Source organism: candidate division WOR-3 bacterium, from assembly GCA_016926475.1.
Classification (GTDB): domain Bacteria; phylum SDB-A; class SDB-A; order SDB-A; family SDB-A; genus JAFGIG01.
Window position 1 is genome coordinate 1 of record JAFGON010000099.1, and the last position, 12,258, is coordinate 12,258.

The 12,258-nt window shown below is 40.0% G+C and carries 12 protein-coding genes; 11 read left to right on the forward strand and 1 reads right to left on the reverse strand.

The genetic code is table 11. The features are described 5' to 3' along the window. The first annotated feature begins 26 nt into the window (after positions 1-26). From JXA84_09785 to JXA84_09820, 8 genes are all read left to right on the forward strand, one after another. Positions 27-206, forward strand: coding sequence for a hypothetical protein (locus JXA84_09785; protein ID MBN1151492.1), 180 nt, complete (start codon positions 27-29; stop codon positions 204-206). A 348-nt stretch (positions 207-554) separates the two neighbouring features. After that, positions 555-974, forward strand: coding sequence for a metal-dependent transcriptional regulator (locus JXA84_09790; GenBank protein MBN1151493.1), 420 nt, complete (start codon positions 555-557; stop codon positions 972-974). 73 nt (positions 975-1,047) lie between these two features. Continuing rightward, positions 1,048-1,332 carry a ferrous iron transport protein A gene (locus JXA84_09795; protein ID MBN1151494.1) on the forward strand — a complete coding sequence of 95 codons (285 nt, stop codon included), beginning with the start codon at positions 1,048-1,050 and terminating at the stop codon, positions 1,330-1,332. Further along, complete coding sequence (feoB, locus tag JXA84_09800; protein MBN1151495.1) at positions 1,325-3,622, forward strand: Fe(2+) transporter permease subunit FeoB; 2,298 nt, start codon at positions 1,325-1,327, stop codon at positions 3,620-3,622. Before JXA84_09795 ends, feoB begins: the two co-directional genes overlap by 8 nt. Before the next feature lie 31 nt (positions 3,623-3,653). Continuing rightward, positions 3,654-4,730: a hypothetical protein gene (locus tag JXA84_09805; protein MBN1151496.1), complete on the forward strand. Its 1,077-nt coding sequence runs from the start codon at positions 3,654-3,656 to the stop codon at positions 4,728-4,730. A 15-nt stretch (positions 4,731-4,745) separates the two neighbouring features. After that, positions 4,746-5,573: a DNRLRE domain-containing protein gene (locus JXA84_09810; GenBank protein MBN1151497.1), complete on the forward strand. Its 828-nt coding sequence runs from the start codon at positions 4,746-4,748 to the stop codon at positions 5,571-5,573. Positions 5,574-5,593: 20 nt separating this feature from the next. Then, the gene (locus tag JXA84_09815; protein ID MBN1151498.1) at positions 5,594-6,721 is read left to right on the forward strand and encodes a T9SS type A sorting domain-containing protein; all 1,128 of its coding nucleotides are present in this window, start codon (positions 5,594-5,596) and stop codon (positions 6,719-6,721) included. 285 nt (positions 6,722-7,006) lie between these two features. Further along, positions 7,007-7,387, forward strand: coding sequence for a hypothetical protein (locus JXA84_09820; protein ID MBN1151499.1), 381 nt, complete (start codon positions 7,007-7,009; stop codon positions 7,385-7,387). Between the two features lie 20 nt (positions 7,388-7,407). Here the strand turns inward: JXA84_09820 and JXA84_09825 are convergent, their stop codons facing one another. Next, the gene (locus JXA84_09825) at positions 7,408-8,706 is read right to left on the reverse strand and encodes a T9SS type A sorting domain-containing protein (protein ID MBN1151500.1); all 1,299 of its coding nucleotides are present in this window, start codon (positions 8,704-8,706) and stop codon (positions 7,408-7,410) included. Positions 8,707-9,663: 957 nt separating this feature from the next. Here JXA84_09825 and JXA84_09830 point away from each other — a divergent pair. The 3 genes from JXA84_09830 (at position 9,664) to JXA84_09840 (ending at position 12,055) form a co-directional block, all read left to right on the forward strand. Further along, the gene (locus tag JXA84_09830; GenBank protein MBN1151501.1) at positions 9,664-10,530 is read left to right on the forward strand and encodes a hypothetical protein; all 867 of its coding nucleotides are present in this window, start codon (positions 9,664-9,666) and stop codon (positions 10,528-10,530) included. A 208-nt stretch (positions 10,531-10,738) separates the two neighbouring features. Beyond that, positions 10,739-11,278 carry a hemerythrin domain-containing protein gene (locus JXA84_09835; protein ID MBN1151502.1) on the forward strand — a complete coding sequence of 180 codons (540 nt, stop codon included), beginning with the start codon at positions 10,739-10,741 and terminating at the stop codon, positions 11,276-11,278. An 87-nt stretch (positions 11,279-11,365) separates the two neighbouring features. Further along, a complete protein-coding gene (locus JXA84_09840; protein MBN1151503.1) occupies positions 11,366-12,055 on the forward strand; it encodes a class I SAM-dependent methyltransferase in 690 nt (229 codons plus the stop codon). Positions 12,056-12,258 lie beyond the last annotated feature (203 nt).

Here is a 12,258-nt window from a genome sequence, read left to right on the forward strand (position 1 = left end):
CAGATAAAGGTTATTAAGATCTCGTTGTGCTTCTTCTTGAAAAATGGGCCGATGTCAACGCAAAAAACAAAGTCGAAAATACTCCGCTTATGTTAACCGTGGACAAAGGATTTATAGAAATTGCTGAACTGCTTTTCCGCAAAGGCGCGGATGTCAAAGCTGAAAACCAAAAAAAGGGAACACTCCTTTTAAATTGGCGAAGATGAAGAGACCGAAAATACAGTTGCTTTGTTTAAGTCACGGTCATAATTACTTCTTTGACAACATCCTGGATTATATACAGCGGCAATAATATTTGGCAAATCAAACCGTGAAGGCAGACCGGATTTTCTTTTTCAAATGAATTTAAAACATTCTTCGCTCTAAGTTAGTTTAATATCACTTTTTGTTTTTTATCCAGATAATGATTTTATGTTATGTAAATATACACATTTACGAATCATAATATAATTAACTGAAATAATTATTGACATGATACTGAAAATATGTTAGTGAAGTCTAATATGGAAGAGAGAAAATTTCAGATTACTTTGAGCTCGAGTTTAGAGGATTATTTGAAGACGATATTCGAAATTTGTAAAAAAAACGGCAAGGTAAGAATAACTGACATAAGCAACGAGCTAGACGTTGAAAAACCCTCTGTGACATTTGCCATAAAAAAACTTAAAAACCTAAAACTTGTAGAACATGAAAAATACGAAGATATAACTCTAACTGAAAAAGGGAGAATTAAGGCAAACCAAATCCTGTTTCGTCACAACATATTGTACAGAATTTTGCACGATTTTCTGGGGACACCCCATAAATTCGCTGAAAAAGACGCTCACAGAATAGAACATGTTTTGAGCGAAATTTCTCTTGATAGACTTTCATTGTTCGTTGACCTCTTCGATAAAAAAAACGGTATTGATATAGGAAAATGGCAAAAGTTTTTTGAATCTTATGTCAAAAAAGCAGAAATTGAAAAATCATAGAAGAAAAAAAATTTTAACCATAATGTTAGTCCCGTCTAATATAAAACACGAAGAGGCAATTTTTTTTGCCGCAATGTTAGTTAAAACTAATATTTATACAACAGGAGGAAAATTGATCGGAAAAATCGGTGATTTATCCATCGGCGAAAAGGCAGTCATAGTCGGTTATGAAAAAAAAGGTGAAAAATACAGACAAAAACTGCTTTCAATGGGGCTTACGAAAGGAACTGTGTTGACCCTTTTGAAACGCGCTCCTCTCGGGGACCCCGTGGAAATTTCAGTGTTGAATTACAAACTTTCACTGAGAAAAGATGAAGCGGATATTTTGATCTTGGCCGGAGAAAATTACCATGAATGACACCATTGCAATAGTAGGAAATCCAAATTGCGGAAAATCAACGCTTTTCAATGGCCTCACTGGCGGGAACATCAAGACCGGAAACTGGCCCGGCGTTACGGTTGAAAAGAGAGAAGGAAGTTTTAAAAAAGACAAAATCGCGGTCACGGTCGTCGACTTGCCTGGAATATACTCGTTTTCCGCGCATTCAGAAGACGAAAAGATCGCAAGAGACTATATTTTGAGCGGAGAGTCGAACATCATCATAAATATCGTCGACGCGACAAACCTTGAAAGAAATCTATATCTGACGACCCAACTCATCGAGATGAAAATTCCTGTTTTACTTGTCCTGAACATGATGGATCTCGCTGAAAAACAAAAGATGGAAATAGACATCAAAGGTCTTTCAAAATTGCTCGATTTACCCGTTATGGCCATCAGCGCCGTTCAACAAGATGATATAGCAAAAGTTAAGATTGAAGTTATGAAAAGAATCTCAGACCCAAAAGTATCAAATGTCGAAGTGGAATATCCAAACGAAGTTGAATCAGTGATATCGAAATGGCAGGAAAAAACAACCAAAACATCCATGGCTATGTCTATTGACTCGAGGTGGATTGCCTTAAAACTCATGGAAAACGATGCATGGCTGAAAAGAAAAGTGTTTGAAAACGACGGTTTTACCGAAAGAGAAATACTCAAAGAGCAAAGCAATATTGAGAACATATTAAAAGATACACCAGATGTAATTTGCGCGGATCACCGTTATGGATTCATACATGGAATATCTAAAAAAGTTTTAAAAAGAGCTGAGCCACAAACGACATTCACCGAAAGAATTGACGGGATTGTTTTGAGCAGGTTTTGGGGTATACCCGTATTTCTTGCGGCGATGCTTGTCGTCTTTTGGACGACAATAACAATAGGCGGAGCTTTTATAGATTTTTTTGATATTTTGTTCGGGACTGTATTCGTCGATGGATTGGGCACCGTTTTAGATAAAATCGGGACTCCCTCTCTGCTGACGACTTTTTTGGCAAACGGTGTCGGCGGAGGAATTCAAATAGTCTCAACTTTTGTGCCAATAATATTTTTCATGTTCTTGATGCTTTCAATCCTCGAAGACAGCGGTTACATGGCAAGAGCCGCTTTTGTTATGGACCGTTTTCTGCGGTTTATCGGCTTGCCCGGGAAATCGTTCATCCCGTTGCTCATAGGTTTCGGTTGCACTGTTCCCGCTGTAATGGCAACAAGGACGTTGGAGAGCAAAAAAGACAAATTTCTGACAATTTTTATGACCCCCTTTATGTCTTGCGGAGCGAGACTTCCGGTTTACGCTCTTTTCGTCTCGGTTTTTTTTCAGAAAAACGGAGGATTGGTCGTTTTCTCTCTTTACATAACTGGAATAATCATCGCCATCCTCACGGGGTTGTTGCTCAAAAAAACTCTTTTCAGAGGTGAAGTTTCGTACTTGATCATGGAACTCCCTCCTTACCACCGACCGAGGTTCAGGCATATATTGCTGCATACTTGGGAAAAACTTAAGGGTTTTTTGCTTCGGGCAGGACAGGTGATCGTTCTTGTGGTAATTGTGCTGAGCTTACTAAATTCTCTCGGCACAGACGGAAGTATTGGAAACGAGAACAGCGAAAAATCTATTCTTGCAGCGGTTGGAAAATTTTTAACCCCTGTGTTCCAGCCCATAGGTATTGAACAAAAAAACTGGCCGGCAACGGTGGGTATCTTTACCGGTTTGTTTGCCAAAGAAGCTGTTGTCGGCGCTCTGAATTCCCTCTATGAACAGATGGGTTTTTCAGAAAACACTTTAGAACAGTCAGAATTTGACTTTTGGGGCAGTATTAAAGAAGCCATTATATCCGTGCCCATAAATCTAAAAGGAATTATAGGCAGTGCAGTTGACCCCCTCGGTTTGGGGTTGGTTAAAATTCGCGACAAAGATACCCTCGCCGAAGAGATTGGCGCGGAAGCGGCTCTCTTCTCGTCAATCCAAACATATTTTTCAAAGGGAAAATATCAGGCATATGCTTATCTTCTGTTTATTTTACTCTATTTCCCTTGTGTTGCGGCTTTCGGAGCAATAACAAAGGAAATGGGTCTCGCATTTGGACTATTAAACGCGGGATATTCAACCATAGTAGCTTGGATCGTGGCAACTTTGTTTTTCCAGATTACAACCGGTCACAATGTGTTTTGGATTGCGTTTTCTGTCGTTTTATCCGTGTTCATTGCAATTCTTTTCTACGCGTTGAAATACATGAAAATTTTTAAAACCCAAAACCTTGAGTGACAATGAAAAACACAACGTCAGGAGTAAAAAGATGAAAGCTTTGAAAGAAAAATTGTTTTTGTGCGGCTCGTTCCTTTTTTTTATAACCTTGTCGTTATTTTTACCAAAATCCCTCTTTTCACAAGATATAAATCTACCGGAAATGCACGCTACTCTGTCAATCCAATACAATTCATATTTCGGGGAAGACGACACCGTTCTGGGATACCTCGTTCCGGATGACAATTTTGAAATGCGTTATGCTGCAGTTGAATTCGAGGACGAATTGAACGATTATGTCGAGTATAATTTCGGAATAGGAGCCGCAAGTTGTCAGGGTTCAGGCAGCCAAATCAGCTTGATGGAAGCCGGAATCTTCTTTAAACCCTTTGATTTTGTGAAATTTGGTTTTTCCAAAGGGCATATTATGCGAGGTTTCGAGGCCTATGAAGGATGCCCCGAGGTTTTGACCGCGGAAAAACCGCGCTTTATCAACACCTTTTCGGTGTCATGCCACCCCATGGGCGCAGTTATCCTTTTGGACTACAACTGGACTGATTTAACAGGCCTTTCCGTCCAGCTCTCTTATCTTAACGGCTCTCAGAGAAACACAGCCGAAAAAGAACATGATATAAACGCCGGTATGGTTTTTCGGACGCCAATTCAAGGTCTTTCTTTAGCAGGATTCTACAACGATCTGAAACTGGATTTTGAATACGACAATACATTGGACAAAGCGTCAAGAAGCGGATTCGGTTTTGACTATGAAGATTTCAACATTAATTTAAGGGGTGAATACTATACAGGCAAAGGGTTTTTCAGTTCATATCCTGAAGTCAAATCAGAAGACCTTCAGATGAGCGCTTATTATATTGAAGGCGGTTACAAAATAAAAATAAATTCGGAGATATTTCCCTTCATTCAACCCTACATGATGTACCAATCCTGGGACAAAGCTAACAACACCGACGGTGAACATGTCTGGACTTATTTGACCGCAGGGATGACTTTTGGCCTCGGTTCTGAGAACACAAAACTGCGGCTTGACTTCGAAACATCTTTGAATTTTCCTGAAGACACACCTCGTGAAGCGAGCCGAGTTTTAGTCAGACTTCAAACGCATTTTTAAACTCAAGGAGCAAAAATGAATATTTTGAAAATTTTATTTGCGATAACATCGGTGCTATTTTTCCCCGTTGAACATTCCCTCAACTCACAGACAATCGAGCCAATCTACGACATGTTTACCGACCCAGACCATGCTACAGGACACCCTGTAGGGGAACTATGGGTGGCAGATTACGCTCCCCTCAGCAACTATCAGAGGATAATGATCATGTTCGATCTTTCCGCATATACCGGAGGGAAGGTCGACAGCGCTTTTTTAAACCTTGACAGATTTTTTGGCTGCCCCAGCGGAACACCTACAAATGTAAAATTATACGCAATAACTGAAACTTGGAACGAATCCTGGCCGGAAAACGTTCACATTTCTCATGGGACGACAGAATGGGCAAGTTACAGTTTTATTGTCAATGGATGGCACAGAATAGATATCACATCACTCGTAAATTCCTGGCTCGACGAGTCCGTGGCTAATTACGGCCTGGTTTTAAGAGGTCTGTCCGGAAGTAAATGGAGCAAGTTTTATTCACGGGAAGCTTCACCCGGCTTCTGCCCTTATCTTGAACTTGTCAACTACACCGGCGTGGATGAATCCCAGGGCAACATTTCCCGAATCATTGAAATCAACGCCTATCCGAATCCATTCTATTCACATTGTCAAATAACAGTTCCAGAAGTATCATCAATTGAAATAGTGGCTTTGGACGGAAGAGTAATTTATGGGGCTGAAAACTTTCGGGGCAACTTCACATGGAAGCCCAGTGAATCGGAAAAAAGCGGCGTCTATTTCGTCAGGGCTCTGTCCAACGGTCAAAACTTTTTCAGAAAAATCACTTACATCAAATAAACTTAATCCTAGGAGGAGACATGAGCCTTTTTTTCACAATTATTTCAGTGATTACAGCAATCGCCTGCCCTTTAGATCCCTTTTCAGGCGATTCACCTCTCGATCCCGCTCCACCGATATATTTGACAGAAAACACAGGCCGGGGTCTGGGAGACATTCTTCTTACAATTGATGTTCTTGCCCTGGGAATCGACGGGCCGAGCGGACTGAGCTGGGATGGTCAGTATTTATACGTAGCCTCCTTGCTGAAAGACTCTGTTTTTGTTCTGGATCCTTTCGTACCCGCAATCATCAACAAATGGGCGACGGACGCTTTCGCGGCTAGTCCCTATGGGGTCGCTTTTGATCAAAACCTCTGGGTAACCCATATATCCCCCGACACTGCGAGAGAATACACGGTTTCTGGAACAGCGACCGGCAACGCATTTTGCACCGAACCGAGCGGAGCTCTTTATTGCGCAGATGGAAGCGAATGGTGGCAAAGCGGTGAAGTCTGGTTTATCGGGATTGGATCCGCTTGCGGAAACCAGGCGATCAAGTTTTCTGTCCCCTCCGGCACGGTTCTCGATTCAATAGGAGATCCTGCCTGGACTTATATCTCTCAGCGCGGGATGACCTATGATCCTTTCAATCAGAAATTCTGGATCGGGGGATGGAACAGCGATTCAGTTTGGGAGTTGAACACAGACGGATCTCCTACTGGAAGAACTTTTTTCATGGACGGTTGCGCCGGCATTGCCTACGACTGGCAGTCGACATACCACCCGACTCCAGTACTTTGGATTTCAAGACAGGCGGCAGACCAAATTGTAATGGTAGATGCCGACAATCCAGCCATGGGGGTCGAAGAATACCCTGTCGAAAATTCATCTAAAGGCGGATTTCGCTTGGTTTCGCTGACCGACCAGAGCAATCGGGTTGAATTCAGGATTTACACTCCAGCCGGGGGGCAAGTACATTTCAGTGTTTACGATATAATTGGCTGTAATATTCTGGAAAGAAATCTTGTCAACCTCAACCAGGGTTACAACACAATTTACTGGGATAGAAAGGATGAACAAGGTCACGACGTATCCGCCGGAGTATATTTCGTCAGATTAAACAATTCAGAAACCACAGAAACAGGAAAATTCATGATTATGCTTTAGAAGCAGACAATATAATTATTTTTCTTTAACATCGTATAAAAACTTTTGAGAAATTTTATGGGTATTTAGTTCAGAATATAGTTGTTTATTTGATTTGGAATTTTTAAGTATTTGATGAACAACTCTTGGAATAACATGCTAAATTAGTCTTTTAAGGTTTTTATTGCCTCTTGTTATTTTGACAATTACATCTCATTAAAAATTCATTGGTCCGGAAATACACAAAAAATGTCATGTACCGAGATTTATGGTATAAAATTGTGTCGCTCCAAAAGGAGCGAACAAATGAAAATTATTTTCCCCTTCATTTTTTTGACACTTTTATTGACCCAGGCAAATTTATCCTCCGAATCCACGCTCATGCTGGAAATAAAAATCATCAACTCTCTCCCGATCGGCTGGGGAACTCTTTATAGATGCGAACTGCAGGAGGTTATTGATGGTGAAATGACCGGTATAGACAGCACATTCACCTTGAGCGCTTCAGTAGGAAGCGAAAATATGTTCGAAAACATTCACTCTCTGGTCATCGGAGATGTTTATTTGATGAGTTTTATCAAAACTGACAAGACCACAAAAAATCCTCATATCCCCGCGGGGACTACCGGTATGATGGACAAAACCGGAGTTATTTGGAACCTTGTATATTTACAGAAAAAAGAATGAATGTTCTGTACAAATATATATTACTCAATCACAAAAAAAGTCTCCGTTACTTTCCAGCATTCAGTTCTGAAGTTCGTAAAATAGACACCCGCAGGAAAATCCGCAATATCTATTTCGACTGAATTCTCCCCTTTTGAATACTTTTTTTGCGCCATAAAGAAGACGCCCTGTCCGAGTATATTATAAACAGATATCTCGGCATGAGTGTCAGTGTTCAGATGAAAAGAGACATTCAAAGTTCTGTTTGACGGCATTAGAGACATCATAAATTCAGAACCTGTCAGCTCGACGCGCTCTTCTTCGACTGCCGTTCCCCCGTCTTGAGTGCATAGAATCGTCCCGCTGTCTCCGCCGACCCATCCTCTCAACGAATCGAGAAAAAATACTGTCTTCAGGTCGCGATTTGTTCCCGAATTCTGACTGCCCCAGTCAACCCCGCCGTTATCAGTGTAGAGTATTGTCCCATCGTCTCCGACTATCCATCCCATGTTTTCGTTGAAGAAATAAACATCTTCGAGATTATCCGTCACACCTGACACCTGCTGATTCCAACTCCCTCCGTTGTCGGTTGTCTTGTAAACACAACCATACCAACCCACTGCCCACCCGACATTTTGATCGATGAAAAAAATGCTTCTCAATGGAGGGATATCTCCTGTCAGGATGGTATTCGGAATCCAATTATCGCCGCCGTTGGTAGTCATATACAAAATCCCCTTAGCAATATTGCTCATACCGACTGCGTATCCGTTGAATGAGTCGTGAAAGAATAAGTTTTTAAAGTATCCATTAGTTAAAGTATATTGAAGTGGCATGACGCCCGGATTAAATATATTGCCTGTATGGCAAATATGATGTTCGGTTAGAGTCCAGCATTGGATGGAGTCTATAATGCATATTCTCTTCACAGGTTCAACCGAGTTAATCCATGCGAATGTATCCCATTGAACTCCGCCGTTCTCTGTCTTAAAAATCATACCAAAAGTTCCTAAAGGATAAAAAGGATTGTCGGCGGGTTCCCATATATCGCCTGCGGCAAAGCCGAAGTTTTCATTGTAGAAATAAAGACAATTCTGGTGACACCAGTCGCTGAAAATAATTGCGTTCCAGTTAACACCTCCGTCAGTAGTCTTGTACAACCGGCTTGAGTCTTCATAGACTTCGTCGAAATCGAGTGTCAAATAACCCACTGTGTCGTTGAGGAACTGAACATCGCAGACAGGTAGGGTGTCGTTGACGTTTATCTCCGTCCATCCCAACAATGGGACCGCAAAACCGAATAGTGCGATCAGCAATGCTTCAATTTTCAAGATTTTCATCGCCCCTCCTTAAGTAAGCAAATTAAAAAAACCTTGTTATCTTGAAAGGCAGGATTCGATTTTACTTAAATAGTGGAATCATGAACTTGAATCCTCCGCTTTCGACTGCACCGACAGCAAAATCCGGATACTCCCATTGCAGTTCATGACCGTCCACGGAAAAATTCTCCCAATACCGGAAATAGAGGGTTTCGGTAATTGGTATGATTGAAATATCGTTTCCCGTCTGATTTTAATCGAAATCTTCGCTGAAATACATTTCTTTTGTGAGAAGATCCAGAAAAGGGCTGAATTCTCCAGTACCCGAGACTGATTGAGGGGCAATCTCTTTTTCCCGGAGTTTCCCACACAGAAGCTATTTCATAGCTTTCGATTTTTCCAGTCCCATTTATCTGTGACATCGGTATTACACCATGCGATCTCGTCGGACCCGCCGGCACTTCAAACCATGCGTCGAAGGCGAGTTAAATCGAAAGTCCAAACTTGACGTCGTCGAATTTTCCGATTGATGTATATGAGCTAAATCCGCACTGTTCACCGTAACAGCTGGTCTGCCTGTTGTAACTTAAACCGATAATTATGTCGTAACGGGCCGAACCCCCGAAAACAGTTTTTTCCCCGTGTTCAGAACAAAGAGGTAAAACTATAAAAAATAGTGCTGTTTTTTCATATTCTCCTCTCTTTTTAATCTTATTGAAATTTAAAACAACGGGTAGAAAATTACAACTTTCGTTTAATAATTGTGATTAAAAAAAAATAACTTCTTTTTTTGAAGCCTCCCAAAACCCGCATCTTCTTAATATAACAATGTCACTGGATTTCATATACTTAATCAACTTCATTTCAGACAATCCAAGACTAAGAGTTCTTTTTATTATTATTGACGGCAGAAAAGAGATAAAATAAAAAAAAGGGAGGTTTATAATGAAATTATTACTCTTTTATGCTTTTATTTTTATGAATCTCAATTTATTTGCTCAGATCACGGAAGGGCTTTATAAAAGTTCGGAAGATTCCTTCAAAAAGAATTTCTACCTTTATGTCCGAGGAGACAGTGCGACTCTTTACGGATGGGATTTACTTGTCTTTGTTGACACGTCAGGAACTGACACCATACACTATAAAGCCTGCGCCGAATTTTCAATGTTGGACAGTTCATACATCTCTATGAATTTCAAAAATCATGAATTTTCACGAGAATCATTTTTATCTGAAAATTTCGACAGTACGGATATACTCGCTGAAAATGACTCAGGTTTAATTTTCCCTTACGTAAACATGTTCGGCGGGATTAAGGATGGTAAATTATACATGTACGCAGTTAAATTCACCTACCTGAGCAACACGGATAATTTTATATTTGAACTTCAAGCCGACACCTCGTCACTGTTTTCTGCGACAATCCGGGGTTTGAATACACCTGACAGCGCTGACGCGATAAAATCCCTTTCCGAGGTTTATCCCGAATTCTTCGAGCCCGATTACGATACAACAGGCTTGATAGAATGCACTGCAGTGCTTCACGGTGTTTGGCCAACCCAAAAGTGTAGACAGTCCTTCGTATTCACTTTCGAAGTATTTGAAGGACTGCCTGATTCGATGATTTACGACGGAATGTTTTCCGTCGAACTATGGGACGATGCGGCCGCGTGTTTTATGAAATACATGGAATTTAAAAAAGCGGAAGAAGACACCATCAGACCCTCTTATTACGGCTTGGTCTTTCCCGACAGAGATATATATCTTGTCCTTAAATTATTAAAAAAATACAGCCCAAATTATTACTATCTCTGCGACGCTGTTTTAATCGAAGGCCAAAAATAACCTCTTGCTCCTAAATACCTGATCGAAAAATTCCGTGGATTTATGGTAAAACAGAAAAATAAATACAATAAAAAAACGCATTGCCTCGTCTTATAAATAAAAAGGGTCTGTGGATGTAATATTAAATTGGATTATGCCACATCTTGAATCTTCAGATCTTTTTTGTAACAGGATAAAAAAAATAAACATCAACTATAAGGAGGCATAAATGAAGCCAAGAGGACCTCTGATGATAGAGCACCGTTTGATAGAAAAAATGTTGAAATTAGCTGAAAAGGAACTGGAATCTATCAAAAAAAACAAATCTGTCGATCCTCTTTTCATCGACGCAATCGTAGATTTTATCCGAACATACGCCGACCGTACGCACCATGGCAAAGAAGAAGACATACTTTTCAAAGAATTGGAAAATAAGATACTTGACGCCAAAGACACAAAGGGCATGCAGGAACTGATAGACGAGCATATTTCAGCGAGGAAAGCAGTAAAAGAACTTGTCGAAGCAAAAACAAAATTCATCCATGGTGATTCAAGCAGTATTGAGACGATAATTGATAAATTGACCTTTCTGACAAATTTTTATCCGGTACATATAGAAAAAGAGGACAAGGTTTTTTTCCCTGACACCGAAAAATACTTTTCAGATGAAGAATTAGATAATATGCTGAAAGAATTCTTGGAGTTTGACAGGAAAATGATCCATGAGAAATACAATAAACTCTATCAACTTTTATCTGAAAATTATTGACATCCCACTGAATCGATATTCTATTCTATAAAGCAACAAAACCGGATTACCATTGTGGCATGATACAAAGTTTCAAAGGCGAAAAAAATGGATAAAATTAAGGATTCGGTAAAAATCATCAGAAAAAATGGAATCAATTTCATTCTTGATGACAAAAACAGAATTATCAAGAAAAAACCCTGGCTCGGTGATTTATTTTCATTTCTTTATGATAAAATTATGAAAAATTCTGTTTTCCCCAAAAGGTTGAGCGCTTCCTTCAAAGAGCATTATAAGATTCTTGAGAAAATATACGAAAACATAGAAAACAAAACAATTCTTGAGTTCGCGACCGGAAGCGGAGACATCATAAAACTGTTGAATAACAACAATTCATATACTGGTTTAGACATAAGCCCTGGTCTTCTTCGTTTAGCAAAAAGAAAACTGGGAAAATATGCATTTGATAAATTTGAACTCTACTGCGTGGACGCGTTAGACACACCTTTTCAGAATTATTCCTTTGACATTGCAATATGCAATCTTTCATTGAATTTTTTCCATAATATAGAGAGATTTATTTCAGAAACAAGCAGAATACTCAAAGAAGACGGAATATTTTATTGCAGCGTCCCCGTGCCGGAGAGAAAAAATCTTAAAGCGGAAATTCATGGGACGCTTTATAAAATTGAAGATCTAAAAGCTTTGTTTGAGAACAATAATTTCAGCTTTGAAACATTGCCTTTTGAAAACGGATCCCTGCTTTATTTCAAAGCAGTTGCAAGTAGAAAAAAATGAATTTGTGTTTTATCTACCAGTCAATATAAATTCCATCGGAAAGTAACCCAAAAGATTTTATATTTATCTTCTAACCAGACCTGCCAAAAGACCCCCGAGAACTGCAGAAGCCATACCGACGAAAGTCCAAGGATTCAGACCGCCTATTAAGCCGAACAATAAACCGGCAAGCGCCGTCACAACTCCGATTAAAATGCAGACGG